Source organism: Thioclava sp. JM3 (assembly GCF_002213185.1).
GTDB classification, from domain to species: Bacteria; Pseudomonadota; Alphaproteobacteria; order Rhodobacterales; family Rhodobacteraceae; genus Thioclava; species Thioclava nitratireducens.
In genome coordinates, this window is sequence record NZ_NBOB01000001.1 from 572,947 (window position 1) to 593,853 (window position 20,907).

Annotated in this window: 19 protein-coding genes and 1 riboswitch; of the genes, 10 read left to right on the forward strand and 9 right to left on the reverse strand. The window is 65.3% G+C overall.

Annotated elements, in window-relative coordinates; genetic code table 11:
• Positions 1-28: 28 nt before the first annotated feature.
• Positions 29-223, reverse strand: a riboswitch (cobalamin riboswitch).
• Between the two features lie 29 nt (positions 224-252).
• From B6V73_RS02730 to speB, 3 genes are all read right to left on the reverse strand, one after another.
• The gene (locus B6V73_RS02730; protein WP_075775064.1) at positions 253-1,299 is read right to left on the reverse strand and encodes a DUF475 domain-containing protein; all 1,047 of its coding nucleotides are present in this window, start codon (positions 1,297-1,299) and stop codon (positions 253-255) included.
• A gap of 154 nt (positions 1,300-1,453) precedes the next feature.
• The gene (locus B6V73_RS02735; RefSeq protein WP_088718440.1) at positions 1,454-1,879 is read right to left on the reverse strand and encodes a DUF1499 domain-containing protein; all 426 of its coding nucleotides are present in this window, start codon (positions 1,877-1,879) and stop codon (positions 1,454-1,456) included.
• A complete protein-coding gene (gene speB, locus B6V73_RS02740) occupies positions 1,876-2,847 on the reverse strand; it encodes an agmatinase (protein WP_088724441.1) in 972 nt (323 codons plus the stop codon). The genes B6V73_RS02735 and speB overlap by 4 nt, the downstream gene beginning before the upstream one ends.
• A gap of 392 nt (positions 2,848-3,239) precedes the next feature.
• Here speB and B6V73_RS02745 point away from each other — a divergent pair, with 392 nt between their 5' ends.
• Both B6V73_RS02745 and B6V73_RS02750 read left to right on the forward strand, forming a co-directional pair.
• Positions 3,240-3,719, forward strand: a complete 480-nt coding sequence (locus B6V73_RS02745) for an Rrf2 family transcriptional regulator (RefSeq protein ID WP_075775067.1) — start codon at positions 3,240-3,242, stop codon at positions 3,717-3,719.
• Positions 3,720-4,293: 574 nt separating this feature from the next.
• Positions 4,294-4,653 carry a TfoX/Sxy family DNA transformation protein gene (locus B6V73_RS02750; RefSeq protein WP_088718438.1) on the forward strand — a complete coding sequence of 120 codons (360 nt, stop codon included), beginning with the start codon at positions 4,294-4,296 and terminating at the stop codon, positions 4,651-4,653.
• A 1-nt stretch (position 4,654) separates the two neighbouring features.
• Here B6V73_RS02750 and ndk read toward each other — a convergent pair whose 3' ends face one another.
• Positions 4,655-5,077 carry a nucleoside-diphosphate kinase gene (gene ndk / locus B6V73_RS02755; RefSeq protein ID WP_075775069.1) on the reverse strand — a complete coding sequence of 141 codons (423 nt, stop codon included), beginning with the start codon at positions 5,075-5,077 and terminating at the stop codon, positions 4,655-4,657.
• Between the two features lie 270 nt (positions 5,078-5,347).
• Between ndk and B6V73_RS02760 the strand changes: the two genes are divergently transcribed.
• The gene (locus tag B6V73_RS02760; protein WP_088724510.1) at positions 5,348-7,201 is read left to right on the forward strand and encodes an ABC-F family ATP-binding cassette domain-containing protein; all 1,854 of its coding nucleotides are present in this window, start codon (positions 5,348-5,350) and stop codon (positions 7,199-7,201) included.
• 84 nt (positions 7,202-7,285) lie between these two features.
• Here the strand turns inward: B6V73_RS02760 and B6V73_RS02765 are convergent, their stop codons facing one another.
• The 4 genes from B6V73_RS02765 to B6V73_RS02780 form a co-directional block, all read right to left on the reverse strand.
• Positions 7,286-8,752 (reverse strand): carboxypeptidase M32, encoded by a 1,467-nt coding sequence (locus B6V73_RS02765; RefSeq protein ID WP_088724442.1) that lies wholly within the window; start codon positions 8,750-8,752, stop codon positions 7,286-7,288.
• Positions 8,749-9,903 carry a heme A synthase gene (gene ctaA / locus B6V73_RS02770; protein ID WP_088724443.1) on the reverse strand — a complete coding sequence of 385 codons (1,155 nt, stop codon included), beginning with the start codon at positions 9,901-9,903 and terminating at the stop codon, positions 8,749-8,751. Before ctaA ends, B6V73_RS02765 begins: the two co-directional genes overlap by 4 nt.
• A gap of 144 nt (positions 9,904-10,047) precedes the next feature.
• Positions 10,048-10,728: an FAD-binding oxidoreductase gene (locus B6V73_RS02775; RefSeq protein ID WP_088718435.1), complete on the reverse strand. Its 681-nt coding sequence runs from the start codon at positions 10,726-10,728 to the stop codon at positions 10,048-10,050.
• Positions 10,729-10,865: 137 nt separating this feature from the next.
• Entirely contained in the window at positions 10,866-11,882 is a 1,017-nt protein-coding gene (locus tag B6V73_RS02780) for a hypothetical protein (protein WP_088724444.1), read from the reverse strand.
• 234 nt (positions 11,883-12,116) lie between these two features.
• Between B6V73_RS02780 and infC the strand changes: the two genes are divergently transcribed.
• The 5 genes from infC to B6V73_RS02805 all read left to right on the forward strand — a co-directional run bounded on the left by infC (position 12,117) and on the right by B6V73_RS02805 (position 18,540).
• Positions 12,117-12,659, forward strand: coding sequence for a translation initiation factor IF-3 (gene infC, locus B6V73_RS02785; RefSeq protein ID WP_075775147.1), 543 nt, complete (start codon positions 12,117-12,119; stop codon positions 12,657-12,659).
• A gap of 633 nt (positions 12,660-13,292) precedes the next feature.
• Positions 13,293-15,608 carry a glycosyltransferase family 2 protein gene (locus B6V73_RS02790; protein ID WP_088724445.1) on the forward strand — a complete coding sequence of 772 codons (2,316 nt, stop codon included), beginning with the start codon at positions 13,293-13,295 and terminating at the stop codon, positions 15,606-15,608.
• Between the two features lie 64 nt (positions 15,609-15,672).
• Positions 15,673-16,338, forward strand: a complete 666-nt coding sequence (locus B6V73_RS02795; RefSeq protein ID WP_088724446.1) for an SDR family oxidoreductase — start codon at positions 15,673-15,675, stop codon at positions 16,336-16,338.
• Between the two features lie 44 nt (positions 16,339-16,382).
• Positions 16,383-17,426: a glycosyltransferase family 2 protein gene (locus tag B6V73_RS02800; RefSeq protein ID WP_088724447.1), complete on the forward strand. Its 1,044-nt coding sequence runs from the start codon at positions 16,383-16,385 to the stop codon at positions 17,424-17,426.
• A 175-nt stretch (positions 17,427-17,601) separates the two neighbouring features.
• Positions 17,602-18,540: a phosphoadenosine phosphosulfate reductase gene (locus tag B6V73_RS02805; protein WP_240504086.1), complete on the forward strand. Its 939-nt coding sequence runs from the start codon at positions 17,602-17,604 to the stop codon at positions 18,538-18,540.
• Positions 18,541-18,635: 95 nt separating this feature from the next.
• Here the strand turns inward: B6V73_RS02805 and B6V73_RS02810 are convergent, their stop codons facing one another.
• A complete protein-coding gene (locus B6V73_RS02810) occupies positions 18,636-18,848 on the reverse strand; it encodes a DUF1127 domain-containing protein (RefSeq protein ID WP_075775077.1) in 213 nt (70 codons plus the stop codon).
• 174 nt (positions 18,849-19,022) lie between these two features.
• On the opposite strand from B6V73_RS02810, the gene pyrC reads away from it, so the two are divergent.
• Both pyrC and B6V73_RS02820 read left to right on the forward strand, forming a co-directional pair.
• Positions 19,023-20,063, forward strand: coding sequence for a dihydroorotase (pyrC, locus tag B6V73_RS02815; protein WP_088724448.1), 1,041 nt, complete (start codon positions 19,023-19,025; stop codon positions 20,061-20,063).
• A gap of 109 nt (positions 20,064-20,172) precedes the next feature.
• Positions 20,173-20,850, forward strand: a complete 678-nt coding sequence (locus tag B6V73_RS02820; protein WP_075775149.1) for an orotate phosphoribosyltransferase — start codon at positions 20,173-20,175, stop codon at positions 20,848-20,850.
• Positions 20,851-20,907 lie beyond the last annotated feature (57 nt).

Consider the following 20,907-nt stretch of genomic DNA (forward strand, 5'->3'; position numbering starts at 1 on the left):
CCGCCTCCGCTGCGCGCCCCGCACAGGCAGAAAGGATGAGCGCCTCGGCAGGTCTCCTGGCTCGCGGGTCCTGGTTCCGGCTGGCCTTCCCGGGTCTCCCCAGTGGCTCAGTCAGCCGTCACTCGCCGCTCACAGTTGCGGGGGCAGCCCCGGAATGAATGCACGCATCGCACCGGGTTCCCTTTTCATCCGCTTTCGCGGAACCGAAGTGCCCCTGCTGTGCCGCGCGCGCCGCACTGAGTCAAGAATATTTCAGCTTTCCACGGCGCGCCGGCAGCGCCGGTTGAACCGGATCGAGGATAGCAGCGCGAGACCGATCAGCCCGGCCCCGATCAGGCCGGTGATCACCTCGGGCACTTCCACCAGCGTCTGCGCGAACATGACGACGGAGAGGATCAGGATCGACCAGAAGGCGCCGTTCTCGAGATAGCGGAATTCGCTGAGCGTGTTGCGCTCCACCAGCATCAGGGTCATCGAGCGCACATACATCGCACCGATCCCCAGACCGATCGCGATCAGGAACAGGTTCTGGGTCAGCGCGAAGGCCCCGATCACCCCGTCGAAACTGAAGGACGCATCGAGCACTTCGAGATAGAGAAACGCGCCAAGGCCCGCCTTGGCCGTCTCGGCGGCGATATTCGTCCGGTCGAGCACGTGGCTGAGCACCTCGACGCCGAGAAAGGTCGCAAGGCCGCAGATGGAGGCGAAGAGGAACTCGTCCTCGCGCCCCTCCGGCAGAATCCAGGTGAAAAGCAGAACGACGACCAGCACGAAGCCGATCTCCAGACCTCGGATCGACGCGAGCGCGCGCAACCGGCGCTCCAGCGCGCGGATCCAGTCGACCTCCTTGCCCTCGTCGATGAAATAGGTGAGCGCGACCATCATCAGGAAGGCGCCACCGAAGCCCGCGATCGACAGATGCGCGTCCTCGATGATCTCGGCATATTCGGCCGGGTGTTTCGCAGCCAGAAGAACCGCATCCCACGGTCCGATGCCGGCGGCGATCACGACGATCAGAAGCGGGAAGAGGATACGCATCCCGAACACCGCGATCAGGATGCCCCATGTCAGGAAACGACGCTGCCATTTCGGCGTCATCTGGTGCAGCTTGTTGGCGTTGACGATGGCGTTGTCGAAGCTCAGCGAGATTTCCAGCACGGCCAGCACGGCAGTGATCATCAGGAAAGAGACCGCGCCGCCAAGCCCTCCGGTCTGGGCGAACCCCAGCGCGAAGGACCCGACCAGCCCTGCCACCGTGACGGCGATGGCCCAGGAAAAATAACGATACATGATGGTCATGCTGGCTCCGGCTGCATGAGGCCTCACTTAGGCTTCGCCCCCTGTCTTCGCAAGGGAGCGCACTGTCAGAGTTGGTCTGTGTGACCCTACGGCGTGGGGCGGGTCGGCGGGAAAACGCGGCGCAAGATACCCTGCGCACGGCGGGTCGCGCCCGCTAGAGCCCGACCTCGTCGAGCCAGCCCTTGATCCGCGCCTCGTTCACCCCGAGATCGGATTTCCCGTAGACGAGGTGCCCGCGGATCTGCAGCGTATCGCCTTCGATCCAGAGCGTGGTGACATCGGGAAAGCCCCAGACGGCCGAGCGCGTCACATAGGCCGCGTAGCCCTCGTCGGCGCTGCCCGCGACGCGCTTGGTGCGCGCGGTGCCCCGGATGATCTTGTCGAGCGCGGCCATCTGCGCCGGCGGATCGGAGACGTCGCGCACGGCCTGAAACCCGCCTGTCTCCGGGTGGTCACCGGGCGCTTTCGCCAGCCCGTCGACATCGAAGCGCGCCGGATCGATCGGGGCGAGGCGCACCCATCCGTCGGCCGCCACCACGACGGCGAGCCCGAGCGCGAGGATCGTCACGGCCCGTTTCATGCCGCCCTCTCCCGCATCGCCCAGCCCGCAAGGGCGATCAGCTCGGTCGCGACATGGGCCCCGGCGATCGCCGTCACCCCGGTCGGATCGTAGGGCGGAGAGACCTCGACCACGTCGCCGCCGATCAGGTTGATGCCCTTCAGCCCGCGCAACAGCTCTGCCGACTGCCAGCTCGCCAGACCGCCCCAGACAGGTGTACCGGTGCCGGGCGCGAAGGCCGGGTCCAGACCGTCGATATCGAAGGTGAGGTAGCAGGGTCTATCACCCACCACCGCGCGGATGCGTTCGAGCGTGGGACCGATCCCTTCGCGATGCACGCTCGGCGCATCCACGATGTTCACGCCCAGCGTATCGGGATTGTCGGTGCGGATGCCGACCGAGACCACATTCTCCGCCCGCAAGACGCCCGACTTGATCGCCTTGTAGAGGAAAGTGCCATGGTCGATCCGGTCCATGTCGTCATCGGCCCATGTGTCGGAATGGGCGTCGATCTGGATCAGCGCGATCTCGCGATGCGCGGCGACTGCCGCGCGCAGGATCGGCAGCGTGATGAAGTGATCGCCGCCGAGCGTGATCGGCACCACGCCCGCCCCGAAGATCGCGCCGAGATGCGCCTCGATCCGGCCCGGCACCTCGGGCACATTGGCATAGTCGAAGGGCATGTCACCGTAATCGACGATCGCCAGCTCGGAGAGCGGGTCATAGCCCCAGCCATAGGGCGCATCGAAAGCCTGCAGCGTCGAGGCTTCGCGGATCGCGCGCGGCCCGAACCGCGTGCCGGGGCGGTTGGTCACCGCCTGATCGAAGGGGATGCCGGTCACGGCGATCTGCGCGCCTGCGAGGTCTTTCGTGTAGCGCCGCCGCAGGAAGCTGGTCGCGCCACCGAAGGTATTCTCGAAGCTCAGACCGCGCGCATCTGCGCGCGTAAAGGCCTGATCCACTTGGGTTTTCGCATCTTCCAGAGCCATGATCGCCCTCCCTTTCGCCCGCGAAATCTGCGCCAGCCCTCGCGGGAGGTCAAGTTGCCCCGCAAGGCGACGAGGGATGCGTCCGAGCTCGCGCACTCCGACAAGGGCCCGCCCGGGACGATCCGGGCCGGGCAGCGCCCGCAACCGCGCGAACCGGGCGCAGAAGACCGAAGCTCTCATTCGCTCACGCCACCGTGTGTCGCGACTTCACCGAATGGGCGCGCCCGCCGCGCCGGCCCGGCAGCCCCGCTTCACCCAACCGATATTGGCCCGCGTGACGACGGCGCGGCAAAATCTCGCCTCGGCGCGAAAATTTCCAATGAATGTGACATAGGTCAAACTTGCGAGGCAAACTTATCTATATCACCGCCGCGTGAGCTGGAGGAGTTACGATGCGTTTGACCACTCGAACCAATCTCGCGATGCGTGTGCTGATGTTCTGTGCGGTCAATCCGGACCGCACCGTGCGCAAGCACGAGATCGCGGAAGCCTGCAATGCGTCCGAGAACCATCTGGCGCAGGTGATCAACACCCTTGCGCATGAGGATTTCATCACCACCCTGCGCGGCCGCGCCGGTGGCATGAAACTTGCGCGCCCACCCGAACAGATCGGCGTCGGCAACGTGCTGCGCGCCTTCGAGGCCCGCCTGCCTTTCGCGGAATGTTTCGACACCGAGACCAACACCTGCCCGCTGCGCGACGCCTGCCTGTTCCGCGATGCGCTGAGCGAGGCGCTCGAGGCGTTCTACGGAACGCTCGACCGCAAGACCATCGCCGATCTGGTCGAGAACAACACCGCGCTGGAGGCGATGCTCAGCCTGCCCGGCCTGCAACCCATCCCGATCTGCACGGCGGCGCGAGCTGCGCGATAGCCCTTTGAAACAAGGCTCCGCGCAGGCGGCCACGATAGGTCCGAATTCTTGACGTACTCGCGCCAAAATCCGCGCTTTCGTGTCGGCGACGTCACAGTTTCATGACGGTCGCTCACGCCAATGCGACCAAAAATCAGTTTCGCTTGACCGACCCTTTTCTCGGCGAGAGCCTGTGGCTACTTGTCGCAGCAACGGGAAGACCCCGCTAGAACGCGACTCATCACAAGGCTTAGGTCATGCAACAGCAATCGGGCAATCAATCAGGCCAGCAACAGCAAGGCGGCACGAACCGCCCTGGCCAGCAACAAGGCCAAACGGGCAATACGACCCAACAGAACGGCACCGTATTCGACGATTGGGCGTCCATCTGACGCCCTCTCTCGCGCCGCGATGATAGCGGCCCAGGCAGGCCCCGCAACCGGCATCTTCATCCACCGCCGGTTTTCGCGCCGCCCGCCATTCGATCTCTCCTTCGCGCTGCTCTTGCGTGGCGCGAAGCCCAGCTTCAGACTGCGATGATCCGCCAATCCGTCGCGCTGCCCTTGCCGCGCGGCCCGAAGGACCGTCCGGCACGATGAGCACCTCTCTCACCTCCATCAAGGGGATCGGCCCCGCCACCGCCGAAGGCTTCATGCGCGCCGGGATCACCTCGGCGGAAGACCTGCGCGAGATCGGAGCGGACGCCGCCTATGCCGCCTGGATCGAGGCCGGGAACCCCGCCCATTTCATCGGTTACTACGCACTGCACATGGCGCTGCAGGGTCGGCCGTGGAACGACTGCCGCGGGGCGGAGAAGGCCGCATTCCGCAAGAAATTCGACGCGCTCAAGGCGCGGATCGCAGCGGAGGACAGCTCCGCGCCTTCCGCAAAAGAAAAGGGCCGCGCCCGGCTGGACGCGGCCCTCTCGGAAATTGGTCTGATCGCGAAACGCTAGATCAGCCGACGATCTCGAGACCCGAGAAGAAGAACGAGATTTCTTCCGCAGCGGTTTCCGGAGCGTCGGAGCCGTGCACCGAGTTCTCACCCACGGAGAGCGCGTATTCCTTGCGGATAGTGCCCTCGTCGGCTTCCGCCGGGTTGGTCGCGCCCATCACTTCGCGGTTCTTGGCGATCGCGCCTTCCCCTTCGAGGACCTGAACGACGACCGGCTCGGACGCCATGAATTCGCACAGTTCGCCGTAGAAGGGGCGCTCTTTGTGCACTTCATAGAACTTGCCGGCCTGTTCCATGGTCAGCTGGATGCGCTTTTGCGCGACGATGCGCAGACCCGCTTCCTCGAACTTGGCATTGATCTTGCCAGTGAGGTTGCGCTTGGTCGCGTCGGGTTTGATGATGCTCAGCGTGCGTTCGATGGCCATGTGTGACCCTTTCCTTGTGTTCGCGGCCGGAAAGCCGGTCCGAAATATCCCGCGCCTGCTATCATGCAGGGGCTGGCTTGAAAAGCCCTCATGGGCGGGCCCGGGGCGAGTCTAGCGCGGTTTCGTGACCGTTTGGTCAAGGCAGACCGGCGGGCCGCCGGGCGTCACGCGCCGAAGGACGCCTCCGGCGGGGATATTTTTGCCAAGCCGAAGGGGCGCGGCGCGCAGCAGCGATTGACTGTCGCGCGCCCCTGCGCCAAGTCAGGCCCCATGTTGCGCATCTCCGATATCTCTTTTTCGATCGAAGGCCGTCCGCTCTTTGCGAACGCCTCCGCTACGATCCCCGAAGGCCACAAGGTCGGCCTCGTCGGCCCCAACGGCGCGGGCAAGACCACGCTGTTTAGGCTGATCCGGGGAGAGCTGACGCTGGATGGCGGCGAGATCGCCCTGCCCTCGCGCGCCCGCGTCGGCGGCGTCGCGCAGGAGGTGCCGTCTTCTTCGACCTCGCTGCTCGACACCGTGCTGGCCGCCGATGAGGAACGCGCCAGTCTTCTAGCCGAGGCCGAGACGGCGACCGATCCGCATCGCATCGCCGAAGTGCATGCGCGGCTCGCTGATACCGACGCATGGTCGGGCGAGGCGCGGGCCTCCGCCATCCTGAAGGGGCTCGGCTTCGACATGGAGGCGCAGAAGCGCCCCTGTTCGGATTTCTCGGGCGGCTGGCGGATGCGCGTGGCGCTGGCGGGCGTGCTCTTCGCGCAGCCCGATCTGCTGCTTCTGGACGAACCGACGAACTATCTCGATCTCGAAGGCGCGCTCTGGCTGGAAAGCTACCTGATCCGCTACCCGCATACGGTGATCGTGATCTCGCACGACCGCGATCTGCTGAATCGCGCGGTGGGCTCGATCCTGCATCTCGAAGACAAGCAACTGACCCTCTATCAGGGCGGCTACGACACCTTCGCGCGCACCCGCAGGCTGCGCCGCGAAGCGCAGGCCGCGCAGGCCAAGAAGCAGGACGCGCGCCGGGCCCATCTGCAAAGCTTCGTCGATCGGTTCCGCGCGAAGGCCACCAAGGCCAAGCAGGCGCAGGCGCGGGTCAAGATGCTCGAGAAGATGGAGCCGATCACCGCGCCGGAAGAAGCGGCCAAGCAGGTCTTCACCTTCCCCGAGCCCGAGCAGCTCTCGCCGCCGATCATCGCGATGGAAAGCGCCGCTGTCGGCTATGGCGGCCCGGCGATCCTGAAGCGTCTCAACCTGCGTATCGATCAGGACGACCGGATCGCGCTTCTGGGTCGAAATGGTGAGGGGAAATCCACGCTTTCCAAGCTCTTGGCGGACAAACTTCAGGTGATGGAGGGCAAGATCACGCGGTCCTCCAAGCTTCGGATCGGCTATTTCGCCCAGCATCAGGTGGATGAGCTCGACCTTAAGGAAACGCCGCTGACCCATCTCAAGCGCGAGCGTCCCGACGAGCATCCCGCCAAGCTGCGCGCGCGGCTCGCGGGCTTCGGCCTCGGCGCGGATCAGGCGGAGACGGCGGTGGGCAAGCTCTCGGGCGGGCAGAAGGCGCGGCTGTCGCTCCTGCTGGCGACGCTCGACGCGCCGCATCTCTTGATCCTCGACGAGCCGACCAACCACCTCGACATCGAGAGCCGCGAGGCGCTGGTGACTGCGCTCACCGAATATTCCGGCGCGGTGATCCTCGTCAGCCACGACATGCACCTGCTGGGCCTGGTCGCGGACCGGCTCTGGCTGGTGAAAGGCGGCGCGGTCGCGCCCTATCAGGGCGATCTGGAAAGCTACCGCGCCGAGCTGCTGGCGCCGCCGCCCGAAGACAAGCCCGCGAAGCCCGCAGCACCGAAAACGGCCAAGCTCTCCCGCGATGCGATGACGGCAATGAAGCGCGAGGTGCGCGACTGCGAGGCCCGGGTCGAGAAGCTTAGCGGCATGCTGGAGAAGCTCGACGCGAAACTCGCCGATCCCGCGCTTTACGAGCCGGAAAAGGCAAAGGACCTCGCGGTCTGGCAAGCGAAGCACACCGAGGCGACGCAGGCGATGGAGAAGGCCGAAGCACTCTGGATGGCGGCCTTGGAAAAGCTGGAAACCGCTGAGCGAAATTAAGATCGTCGAAGGGGCCGCCCGCCCCTTCCTCTTGACCCAAATATCCCCGCCGGAGGCGCCTGCCCTTTCGGCAAGCGCTTCGGCTCACAGCTTGTAGATGCCTTCGAATTTCCGCGTGAGATAAGCCAGCAGCGGCGTCTCGGTCGGCTCGAACCCGCAGGCATGCCGGATCGTCTCGCGCGGCGTGCGCAACCCGCCGTGGACGCGCAGGTTTTCGTCGAGCCATTGTTTCGCGGGCGTCGCATCGCCCTCGGCGAGGGCTGCGTCGATCCCGGGCGTAACCGCGCGCATCGCCTCGTCGAGACAGCCCGCATAGACATTGCCGAGCGCATAGGTCGGAAAATAGCCGAACAGCCCCACCGACCAGTGTACATCCTGCAGGAAACCCTGGCTGGGCTTGGTGACCTTCACGCCGAAATCCTGCTCGAAGCGGGCATTCCACGCCTCTTCGAGATCGGCGACCTCCAGCTTGCCCGAGATCAGATCGCGCTCCAGATCGAAGCGCAGCATGATGTGGAGGTTGTAGTTCAACTCGTCCGATTCCGTGCGGATGAAGCCCATGTCGACGCGGTTGACCAGCGCGTGGAAGGCCTCCCTGTCCATGCCGAGATCGCCGAACGCATCGGTCATGCGCTGGTGCAGCCAGCCGGTGAACGGGGCCGAGCGGCCAAGCTGGTTCTCGTAGATCCGGCTCTGGCTTTCATGCACGCCCATCGAGACGCCATGGCCCAGCGGCGTGAAGCGATAAGCCGGGTCGATCGCCTGCTCGTAGGTGGCGTGGCCGACCTCGTGGATCGTCGAGTAGATATTGCCGAACGGGTCGCTTTCGGAGATGCGGGTGGTGATGCGCGCATCGTCGCCGCCGCCCGAGGAGAACGGGTGGACCGACATATCCAGCCGCCCGCGCGTCCAGTCATAGCCGAAGGCGGAGGCGCATTTACGCGCGAGCCGCAGCTGGGCGTTCTCGGGGAAGACCTTGTCGAAGGGCTGCGGCGAGACCTCCGAGCCCAGCACCCGGTCGCGCAACTCCACCAGCGGGCCGCGCATCCGGTCGAAGACGGTGGCGATTTCCTTGGACGTCGCGCCCGGCTCATAGTCGTCGAGCAGTGCGTCGTAGAGATTGCCCTCGGACAGGCATTCCGCCTCCTCGCGCTTCAGGCGCACAACCTCTTCCAGCGTCGGCAGGAAGTCGGAGGCATCCTCGTTGGCGCGGGCCTCGGCCCAGATGCCCTGGGACAGAGAAGTCAGCCGCGCCATCTCGGTCGCGAGGCGCGCCGGGATACGGGTCGCGCGGTTGTAGCTGCGCCCGACCAGATCGAGGATGCGCGCGCTCACCGCGTCGTCGGCCTCGGCGCGGGCCAGCCAGTCTTCGATACGCGGATCGGTGCGGCGCGCATGCAGCACCGATTCCAGCGCCGCGGATTCCTCGGCGCGCTGATCGGCGGCGCCGCGCGGCATCATCACTTCCTGATCCCAGCTCAGCAGCCCGGCGATATTGCCCAGCGCTTCGGTTTCGCGCTGATGCGCGAGCAGGTCCTGATAGGCGCTCATACGCGGCCCTCCCGGATGGAACGAACAAGGGGGAAGCGCGCCATGTGACGCGCGCGGATCACGAGGACCCATGTAATGACGGCGCCGAACTGATGGATGAGACCCAGCCACCAGTAATTCACCAGCTCAAGCGCGGTGCTGATGCCCAGCACCATCTGGAAGAAGATCATCGCGGCCATCAGCGCGAAGGCTTCCTTGGTGCGCGGATGGGCCGAGCTGCGCGCGCGCCATGCGGCATAAAGGCCCGAGGCGAAGACGAGATAGCCGACCATCCGGTGCATGAATTGCACCAGCGCCGGGTTCTCGAAGAAGTTGCGCCAGATCGGCGTGTAATCGAAGCTCTCCGACGGCAGGAACTGTCCGTTCATCGAGGGCCATGTCGGGAAAGCGAGCCCGGCATCGATGCCCGCGGTCAGCGCGCCGAGAAGGATCTGCACGAAAACCAGCCCGATCAGCACCGAGCCGATCCGGGTCAGGCGCGGTTCGGCCAGTCTACGTGCCTGCAACAGCGCCGATTCCGGGCGCGAGAGTTGCAGCGCGAACCAGGAGATCAGACCAAGGATGATGAAAGCGAGGCCGAGATGCGTGGCCAGACGATAAGAGGCGACCGACGTCATCCGCCCCACGAGGCCCGAAGACACCATCCACCAGCCGATCGCGCCCTGCAAACCGCCCAGTATCCCGAGACTGAACAGTCGACCCGTCCAGCCGGTCGGGATTTTCTTGGTCAGCCAGAAGCCGATGAAGCCGATGAACCAGACCATGCCGATCAGGCGGCCCAGCTGCCGGTGCCCCCATTCCCACCAGAAGATGCCCTTGAACTCGGACACGGTCATGTTCGGGTTCATGTATTTGAACTGCGGGCTCTCTTTGTAATGAGTGAATTCCGCCTGCCAGTCCGCATCGCTCATCGGCGGGACCGCCCCCGAGATCGGGTCCCAGCGCGTGATCGACAGACCGCTATCGGTGAGGCGCGTTGCCCCGCCTACCGCGATCATCGCCACGACCAGCGTGAACAGCACGAACAGCCACATCCGGATCGCGCGGCGCGCGCCGCGCGGTTTGGCGTCGATCATGCCTCCCTTGGGCTCGGCCCGTTTGGCACTGCCCTCGGCTCCGACTTCCTCGAAGATGCTGCGTTTTTCGGCCATGCGTGCGGACCCCCGGCTTGTCTGTCGGCTTTACTCGGCAAGAATTTGCGCGAGGGCAAACTAGGCCGCCCCCTTACCGGGGGCAAGGGGGCGGGAGAGCGCGGGATGCGCGGGCCGAGGCCACTTAGGCGTGATCGCGATGCGTCAGTCGAGATCTTCGCGGACGATGCGATCTTGCGAGACGCCGAGCTCTTTCAGCGTGGCCTCGAGCTCGTCCACCATTTCGTGGGGGCCGCAGACATAGAACTTGCCGCTCTCCTTCTCGACATAGGGCGCGAGGAAGCCGCGATCGATCTTGGCGGTTTGCACGCCCGCGCCGGGATCGTCCTGCTTGGTCACGGTCCAGACGGTCTCCAGCCCCGACATCGCCTCGAACTCGTCGCGCAGGATGATGTCGTCCTCGGTCTTGTTGGAGAAGATCAGGCGGCAACCCTCCAGCGTACCTTCGCGGGCCAGTCGCGCGCGCAGGATCGAGATGAAGGGCGTCACCCCCGCCCCGCCTGCGATGAAGGTGCCGGGGCCCTTGTCCTTGATAGCGCCCCACGGGTCGGAGACTTCCACCGCCTCGCCGGGCTTGAGCGTCGCGATCTGCTCTGTCACGCCGTCATGGTCCGGATAGGACTTGATGACGAATTCCAGCGTGTCGCCGTCCACCGGGTTCGTGAAGGTGAAGGGACGCTTCTCGTCGGTCCAGCCCTCCCGGGTGAGGTTCAGCTCGACCGCCTGACCGGGGTCGAAGTCGAACCCGTCGGGGCGCGGGAAGACGAGGTGATGCGTGTCATGGGTGACGGGGCTGATACTTTGCAATTCGAGACGGGTGCTCATGAACGGCTCCTTTCGTTGAAGATCGAACGCGAGGCTTTGCGCAGGCGTTCCCATCCGATCCGCGGAATGCGCAAAGAAAAGGGCCGCGCGATTGGATGTCGCGCGACCCTTGGGGTTTTCGAGGGGTAGCGGCGCGATCAGAAGCCGAGCGCCGCGCGGATCTGATCGACCACCCCTTCCACGAGTTGCGGATTGTCGCGGGCGCTTTGCACGGCCGTGCGCAACTGCGCCTTCGTGGCCTCGGGCAGCTCGGACGTATCGACGATGTCGATCACCCTGTCGGCGTCGAACCCTTCCACGGTCAGCGCCTTCGCGGCGCTCATCACGCCCTGGCCCTGCACCGGCGTCTGGGTATCGCCACCGCTCGCGGCGCCTGCGGGGGCTGCCGCCTGCGTCGCATTGGTGGCGGCGGCCGCGGCGTCGGCGGCGGCATTCGCGGCTTGGCTGGCGGCCTCGGCGGCTGCTTGCGCCGCAGAACTCGCCCCCTCGATCGCGGTCTCGCTCGCATCGGCCTGCGCGCCGCTGGCGGCGGACGCCGCCGCGTTCGCAGCCTTCGCGGCCGCTTCCGCTGCCGCCGTCGCGGCCTTCGCGGCATCGGTGGCGGCAGCACTGGCCGCATCGCTGGCGGAATTCATCGTGGCTTTCGCAGCCTCGTTCGCAGCCGAAGCGGCGTCCTTGGCGGCGCTGGTCGCGTCGCTCGCCGCCTGCTTGGCTGTATCGGTCGCTTTCGAGACGGTATCGGCAGCGCCCTGGGCGGCATCGGAGGCAGCATTTTGCGCCTGATCGGCCCCCTTCTTCGCGGCCTCTTTCGCGGCATCCGCCGCATCCGACGCCGCGTTCGAGGCGGCATCCGTCGCGCCTGCCGCCGTGTCCTTCATGCTTTCCGCGGCATCCGAGGCGGCCTGCGTCGCCTTGTCGGCCGCGTCGGAAGCGGCTTGGGTCGCCTTGTCCGCGGCGGCCTTCACCGACTCGCTTGCGGATTTCACCGCATCGCTGGCCTTGTCGGCCATGGTCTTTCCGGCGCTCTCGGCGCTCGTAGCGGCCTCCGGCGTCGCATCGGTCGCTTCGGTTCCGTCCGAGATATCGGTATTCAGGATGATCAGTCCGGCGGCCACCCCCAGCACCACGATCACTGCTGCCACAAGCTTGTTCATCACGCTATTTCCCTTGATTGTCTTGCTCTGCGGGCCCTCTTCGCCCGACCACGATATTCGAACGCAGCGGCCCGCGAGGCCCGCGATCGCGCGGCAAACGCCTTGGCCCTGCCCGGCGGGACACAACGCAGATCCTCCCTGCCCGGTTCCCGTGCCTTTGCGGTTGAATACGGCGGCACTCGGGACTATCTTTTCCGCCCGAAATTACTCAATGGCTACAGAAGGATTCCCACCATAGCCCGCAGACCCCACAACGCCCCGCCGACCCGTGATACCGGCCCCCGAGTGAACGGACGCATTCGCGCGCCCGAGATTCGCCTGATCGGTGCAGAGGGTGAGAATGTCGGCGTGGTTTCCCCGCGCGAAGCGATGGCCATGGCCGAAGAGGCCGGGCTCGATCTCGTGGAGATTTCGCCCAACGCCAACCCGCCCGTCTGCAAGATCATGGATTTCGGCAAGTTCAAATACGAACAGCAGAAGCGCGAAGCCGAAGCCCGCAAGAAGCAGAAGACGATCGAGATCAAGGAAGTCAAATTCCGCCCGGGCACCGATGTGCACGACTATGACGTCAAGATGCGCAACGTGGTGAAGTTCCTCGAGAACGGCGACAAGGTGAAGGTCACCCTGCGCTTCCGCGGCCGCGAGATGGCGCACCAGGATCTGGGTCTCGAGTTGCTCAACCGCGTCCGGAGCGACGTGGGCGAGTTGGGCAAGGTCGAGAACATGCCCAAGCTCGAAGGCCGCCAGATGGTGATGATGATCGCCCCGGCCAAATAAGCGGCCGAGCCTTCCGAGACGGTTTGAACCCTCCCCTCACCGGGAGGGTTTTTTCATGGCCCGTGGCGTGCGGCGGGCGATTTTCCAGAGGTTGAAAATTAAAGCGCCGCGGGAGGGAGACCCGCGGCGCGTTTGGGGAAAGACGAGGGAGAACGTCTGTTCCTCTGGTCGGGTTCTGTGCGGCGTCGACCGCGTCAGGGAGATCAAGAACCCGATGCACTTGTGATATGGGAGTATCCGTGTGCTGAACTTGACTTAGGTCAAAACTCATCGCGTTTGAACTGCGACAAACTGTTCCAATGGTCACGTTTCTGGCAGGCTCGGTGAGGCGGGCGTGAGGAGAACCACACCGGTCGCCGATCCACCCTCCTGCAAGGCTGTATTTTCGGGCTCTGAGAGCACACGACGCGCTCACGCAAGCGCCTCGCCCCGCGCCGTCATTGGGGGGCTTTTTTCGCGGTCTAATCCGCTGTCGCGCGCGCTCCGCCGCGATTGCCCCGGTTTCGCCATTCCCATCGCGCGAAATCGCCCCGTTCGGAGGCGACATCGATTCCCGGACGCGCGGGTTCGCGTGGCCTTTATCGCGTCGCCCCCTGCATGCTAGTTGCAACGAAAGGCAGTTTCGAGATCGACATGGGCAAGCAACGAGTGATCCTGCGCAGGATGGAGGCGCAAACGGGCAAGCCCGCGCTGCTCGACGCGGTGGGCTGGACCGACGAGACCGATCTCGGTCCCCGTCACCATCTGCGCGCCTTCTTCGCCGCCCCTTCGCAGGCCGAGGATCTGAACCTCGACCCGGTGCCCGGCGCCGCGCATCTGGCCGAGGCGCGCAATGTCGCGGGCGCGGTGATGGGGATCTATGAACCGACCGCGCCGGGACCGATCCAGGCCGCGATGGCCGGGCCTGATGGTCCGGAATTGCGTGAGATCACCCCTGTCGCGCCAGATTGGGACATGTTCGAGGGCCGCGACTGTCTGTTCGGGCTTCGGCTGGAGGAAAGCGTCGAGACGGTGCTCGATTGGCTCTGCTGGCATCACGACCATCACGGCGCAACGGGCGCGGTGATCGTGAACCGCGCGCCCGAGGGCAGTCCGGCAGGTAGCGGCGAAGCTTTCGCCGACGCGCTGGAGGCGGGCATGGCGCTGCGCGAGCTGGACCTGCCGGTCGCGATCCTTGAAAGCCCGCTGCCGCTCGGCAAGCCGGGGATGGGACCGGAGAACCATGTCTTCCTCGCGCCCGACGCCCCCGGCAAGGACCGGATGGAGCCGCCCGCCCCCGATCCGCAGCTGAGCCCGCTGGGTCAGGCGCTGATCTTCGAGATCGCGAAATGGCGGTTCTTCGCGAAGGCGGCCTCGGTGCTGGTGCTCGACGTGACCGATCTTCTGGCGGCGCGCGAGCCGGGCCAGCCCTCGGCTTTCGAGGCCACGCAACAGGCCGAGAACGGCGTGATCCTTCTGGTGGGTCGCCGAATCTACCCTTGGCGCGTGCGCAACGATCAGCCCGCGCGCTTTCCCGACCATATCTGCCGTCAGTTCGACGCCCGGCGCGGCATCGCGCGCTGGGGCTGCGCGCCGGCCAAGGCCGGACTGGACAATACGTGGCGGCTGCTGCGCGTCAGCTATTGCCGCCCCGATCCGGGGCTGACCTATGGCTTCTGGCGCGCGATGGCGCTGCGGGTGCCGGGCACCTCGCCCGCGGAACTCGCCCCCAAGACCTCGCTGGTGGAAGACCCGCGCCTGCTGCAGATGTCGCGCGATGTCTGGGGGTTCAAGCCGGTGCGCCCACCGGTCTCGAAGGTGAAGGACGCGCCCGCGCAGGCGGTCGAGGCGGGCCGCACCGCCGTCGTCACCACGATGAAGAACGAAGGCCCCTTCATCCTCGAATGGATCGCCTATCACCGCGCGATCGGGGTGGATGATTTCCTCGTCTATACGAACGACTGCACCGACGGCACCGATACGATGCTCGATCTGCTGCAGGCCAAGGGCTACGTCCAGCACCGCGAGAACCCGTTCCGCACGATGGTCGATATGAAGCCCCAGCACGCGGCGCTGGCGGCGGCGGAGACCGAGCCGGTGATCACCAAGGCGGGCTGGTCGATCTGCATGGATGTGGACGAGTTCATCAATGTGAAGATCGGCGACGGCACGCTGAAATCGCTGTATAAGGCGATGGGCGAGGCGAACATGATCTCGCTCACCTGGCGGCTGTTCGGCAATAACGACGTCCACGCATACGAGGACAGCTTCATCACCGGGCAATTCACCCGCTGCGCCCCCGAGATCGTGCGCAAACCGCATCAGGCCTGGGGCTTCAAGACGCTGTTTCGCAATATCGCGCTCTACAAGAAGCTGGGCGTTCACCGCCCCAAGGGGCTGAACCCGGACCTCTGGGATCAGGTGAACTGGCTCAACGGCTCGGGCCAGCCGATGCCGCGCGAGATGTTCCGCAATGGCTGGCGCTCGACGCTCGACACCTATGGCTATGACTGGGTGCAGCTGAACCATTACGCGGTACGCTCGGCCGGGAGCTTCCTCGTGAAGCGCGACCGCGGTCGGGTGAACCATGTCGATCGCGATCAGGGGCTGAACTACTGGTTCCGGATGAACCATAACGCGGTCGAGGATCGCTCGATCCAGCGGATGCTGCCTGCGGCCCGCGCCGAGTTCGACCGGATGATGGCCGATCCCGAGATCGCGGCGGCGCATCACCACGCTGTCGCCAGCCACCGTGCGAAGATCGCGGAGCTGATGGCGCGCCCCGACCAGCGGGAGTTCTACGAGACGCTGACATCGGAGCGGTTCGAGGCGCTCTCGCGGATGCTGCATGTCTTCGGCTCTGCCGTGTTCAACACCGGCCCGCACGTAATCCCCGACGACCTGCATGCCCGAGACCTGCCCGCGGATTTCTTCTTTACCGTCGAAGCTCCGGACGAGGCCGCGCACTAGGCGCGCCGCCTTTACCCAGGCGCGCCCTGACCTAGCTTTCCGGTCAAAGGAAAGGATACCAAACATGGCACGCATTTTCGTCATCGGCGCGACAGGCGGCGTCGGGCATCGGCTGGTCCCGCTTCTGATCGACGCAGGCCACGAGGTTACGGCGCTGCACCGCAAACCCGAACAGGCCGACAGCCTGCGCGCGATGGGAGCCACACCCGTTCAGGGCGATCTCATGGAACTCACCGCGGGCGATTTCGAACCGATGTTCGAGGGACAGGACGCGGTCGTCTTCTCGGCGGGGGCTGCAGGCTCCGGGCTCGAACGCACCACCCGGATCGACGGCGACGCGCCGCTCGACGTGATCGCCGCGATGAACCGGATGAGCGTGCCGCGGCTCTACCTCGTCTCGGTCTTCCCCGATGCCGGGCGCGGCAAGGAGATCAAACCGGGCTTCGAGCATTACATGCTGGCGAAGAAGACCGCCGATGCCGCCGTGGTGGCGAGCGGGGTCGACTATGTCATCCTGCGCCCCGGCACCTTGATGGATGAGGATGGCGACGGGCGCGTGGCGCTGGCCCATGCGCTGAATTACGGCTCGGTCGCGCGCGGCCATGTCGCGGCGGTGCTCGCGGCCCTGATCGACACCCCCGACGTGAGCCGTGAAATCCTCGAGCTGACCGACGGCACCGAAGAGATCGCTGCAAGCGTGGCAGCCCTGCCGCGCCGCGTCACCGTGTGATCCCAACCACTTGCGAGCGCGCGCGGCCCCTCTAGAGTGGCGCAATGCGTGCGCTCGCGATCACATCCGTCAAGAATGAAGGCCCGTTTCTGCTGGAATGGCTGGCCCATCACCGCGCCATCGGCTTTACGGATTTCCTTGTCTTTTCCAACGACTGCGACGACGGCACCGATGCGATGCTGGATCGGCTGCAGGAGATCGGCTGGCTGACCCATGTGCCCAATCCCGGCCCGTGGAAGGAAGGCCCCCAATGGGCCGCGCTGAAACAGGCCGATGCCCATCCGCTGGTGGCGCAGGCCGACTGGATCGCGGTGATCGACGTTGACGAATTCGTCACGATAAAGACGGGTGACGGCACGCTGGACGCGCTGATCGAGGCCGTCCCGCAGGCGACCGCTTTCGCGATGACATGGCGACTGTTCGGCAATTGCGGCGTGGTCGGCTTCGAGGATCGCCCCGTCACGCAGCAATTCCCCCGCTGCGCGCCGCCGGACATGCTGTGGCCGTGGCGCGCCTCGATGTTCAAGACGCTGTTTGCCAATACCGGCGCCTATACCAAGCTCGGCGTTCACCGCCCCCGCGCGCCACAGGACGACAAGCTGGCAGACACGCTCTGGGTCGACGGATCGGGCCGCAAACTGCCGCCGCACTATCAGCGCCAGAAGCTGTTCACCCCACCGGGTAGCGCGCCCTACGACCTCGTGCAGCTCAACCATTACCCGCTGGGGTCGATGGAAGGCTACCTCGTGAAATGCGACCGGGGCCGGTCGAACCGGCGGGCCGGCGCCTTCGACATGTCCTACTGGGTGGAGCGCAATTTCTCGGAGGTGGAGGACGATTCGATTCGTCGCCACGATGCGGGCACGCAGGACGCTCTTACAGAGCTGAGCGCCGATCCCGAGCTGACCCGCCTGCACAATGCGGCAGTTCTGTGGCGCAAGGAGCGGGCCCGCACGCTTTTGCGCGAAGAAGCCTACCGCGGGCTTTTCGGCCGGCTTCTCCTGTGCCCGCCGAGCCGCCCGCTCTCGCCTCAAGCCGCTAAGCTCATGGTGCGCCTTGCAAAAGCGGCCGCGGCCGAAAACCCGTAAACAAACATCCGAAAATGGGCCAATTGTCGCCGGTTAAGAAATGTGGCGGCAGATTCCTCGCTTGGCTCCTATTTGTGCCCCTTTCTTGCGGTGATACGTTGGGAGAGCAGAATTGGCGGTGTCCCGCCCGCATCCGCAACCCGCGAGATGCGCACGAAAGCTGAAAGAGGCGAAGGTGAGCAAGGCAGACACGGAGTGGCGCGCACGGCTGGAAGAGATCGCGGACGAGACCGGCTATTACGAGCCGCTCGGCACCGATCACGAGGTGCTGTTCCATGACGACTCGCCCGTCCTGATCGTCAGCTTCGAGACCCGAGCCCAGATCGAGGCCGATGCCGACGAGGCCCTGCCCTTCGGCTACAAGATCGCCCGCGACGAAGGCTGGTCCGCGCTCAACGTGATCGCTTCGGACGAAAGCTGGTTCCGGGATTCGGCGGTCTATGCCTATTTCGACCGACTCGTCGACGAGGCCTTCTTCGAAGATTTCGACCGGGTGGTCTTCTACGGTGCGGGCCCCGGCGGCTACGCGGCGGCGGCTTTCTCGGTCGCGGCGCCCGGCGCCACGGTGGTCGCGCTCGCCCCGCAGGCGACGCTCGATCCGACGCTCGCGGGCTGGGACGACCGTTTCCCGCAGACCCGCCGCATGTCCTTTACCGATCGCTACGGCTTCGCGCCCGAGATGCTCGACGGCGTAGCGCAGGCGTTCATTTTCTATGACCCGTTCGAGCGACTCGACGCGATGCACGCAGCACTGTTCGCGCGGCCTTGCGTATCCTTGATGCCCTGCCGGCATATCGGCCCGGACCCGGCGACGGCGCTGCTCGACATGGATATTCTCGACGAGGTGCTGATCGCCGCTGGCGCTGGCAAGCTGACCCCGTCGCTGTTCTGGACTTTCTTCCGCGCGCGGCGGCTGTCGAGACGCTATGTCTTCCGCCTGCTCGACCACCTGCGGAGGGCGCGCCGTCCGGTACTGGAGGCGATCATGTGCCGCGCGGTCGGGACGAGCCAGAACCGCCCGAAATTCCGCAATCGCTACGAAGCGCTCGCACAGAAGCTCGCCGAAGAAGGGATCGAGTTGCCCGAGCCGTTGCAACGCGCGGGCGCCGCCTGAAACCCCGAACAGTATTGCAGACATGTAAAAAGGGCGCGCCCGGCGGGGGGCACGCCCTTTTTCAATACGTGGCGCTTCGGCGCCCCGGACCGGGTTCAGATGTAGAAACGGTCGCGGAACACGTGGCGCACGATGCCGTCACGGGTCAGACCCATATCGGCAAGCTCAGCGTCGCTTTTCGCGTCGAGCGCGCGGATTTGGTCTTGGCGCGACTGGCGCTCCATGTAGGCGACGAGGCCTTGTGCGATTGCTTGGCCCATACGAGCGAAGATCGATTGTCCGCCATGGGCGGTGGTAACGAATGCCATGGAAACCTCCTGAGGGTTTAGCGTACAGGTTCGTTTCCTCCCTTGGCGATGAACTTAGGTCAGCCTCGCTGCCTCTACTACCGCCATCTGCGCATCCCCGCCATGCATATGCTGCAGCGCGGCATGCGCGCACCCTCTGGATTCGCGCGCGACCTCGGGCTAAGGACTTTTCCCATGAACTCGATCACCCTGCCCCGCCCCGATGACTGGCACCTGCATCTGCGCGATGGCGCGATGCTGGAAGGTGTCGCCCCCGAAACCGCCCGCGATTTCGCCCGCGCGATCATCATGCCGAACCTCGTGCCGCCAGTGGTGCGCGGGGACGATGCCGCCGCCTATCGTGAGCGCATCCTGAAGGCGCTGCCGGAAGGGAGCGATTTCGAGCCGCTGATGACGCTCTACCTGACCGAAAAGACCGACGCGGAAGACGTGGCCAAAGCCGCAGCCTCCGGGCTGGTCAAGGCGGTGAAGCTCTATCCGGCGGGCGCCACGACGAACTCCGATTCCGGTGTGCGCGATTTCGACAAGGTGCGCGGCGTGCTGGAGAAGATGGCCGAGATTGGCCTGCCGCTTTGCGTCCATGGCGAAGTGACCCGCCCCGAAGTCGACATCTTCGACCGCGAAGCCGTGTTCATCGAATCCGTGCTCGACCCGATCCGGCGCGCGACGCCCGGTTTGCGCGTGGTGATGGAGCATATCACCACCAAGGACGGCGTCGATTACGTCTCCTCGCAGAGCGAGGACATGGGCGGAACGATCACCACGCATCACCTGATCATCAACCGCAACCATATCCTCGTGGGCGGGATCAAGCCGCATTACTACTGCCTGCCGGTCGCCAAGCGCGAGACGCATCGGCTGGCGCTTGTCGCCGCCGCGACCTCGGGCAATCCGCATTTCTTCCTCGGCACCGACTCTGCGCCGCATGTCGACGCGGCCAAGGAAAGCGGCTGCGGCTGCGCGGGCTGTTTCACCGCGACCAACACGATGCCGCTTCTGGCGCATGTGTTCGAGGCCGAGGACGCTCTCGATAAACTGGAGGCCTTCGCTTCGCGTAACGGCCCCGCCTTCTACCGGCTTCCGGTCAACGAGGCGACGCTCACGCTCGAGAAGACCGACCAGCCCAACGACTGGCCCGCCAAGATCGAGACCGGCGCGGGCCCCGTCACCCTCTTCGATCCGGGTTTCCCGGTCCATTGGCATGTAAAACGCTGATCTTCGCCTTGGCGCAAATATCCCCGCCGGAGGCTCCCAGGCCCGCCGGCGGACGCTCCGAGGGGGATATTTAGACCAAGCCGAAGCCAGTCTTGATAAGGACGAGATGATGATCCCCAGCTCCTTCCCCAGCAAAGAAGAAATCGCCCGCCTGACCGCGCGGATGCTTCTGGAAATCGAAGCGGTGCATTTCAACGCCGACGAGCCCTTCACGCTCGCCTCCGGCCTGCCCTCGCCGACCTATATCGATTGCCGCAAGCTGATCTCCTTCCCGCGTATCCGCTCGACGCTGATGGATTTCCTCGCCGTGACGGTGATGCGCGAAGCCGGCTTCGAGGCGTTCGACAATATCGCGGGCGGCGAGACGGCGGGCATTCCCTTCGCCGCGATGGTGGCGGAGCGTCTGGCACTGCCGATGACCTATGTGCGCAAGAAGCCGAAGGGCTACGGGCGCAACGCGCGCATCGAAGGCGCGATGACCGAGGGCCAGCGCGTGCTCTTGGTCGAGGATCTGACGACCGATGGCGGCTCGAAGTTGAGCTTCGTCGATGCGATCCGCGACACCGGCGCGACCTGCGGCCATACCGCGGTGATCTTCTATTACGGAATCTTCCCCGAGACGGTCCCGAACCTGCGCGAGCATGGCGTCGAGCTGCATCACCTGTGTACCTGGTGGGACGTTCTGGCCGAGGCGCGCGAACAGGGCAGCTTCTCGAAAGAGACGCTCGACGAGGTCGAAGCCTTCCTGAGCGATCCGCGCCCGTGGCAGGACGCGCGCAAGGGCTGAAACGGCCCGAGATTTCTGTGGATGAAGCTGTGGATGCTCTGGGGAGCATATTCGCCC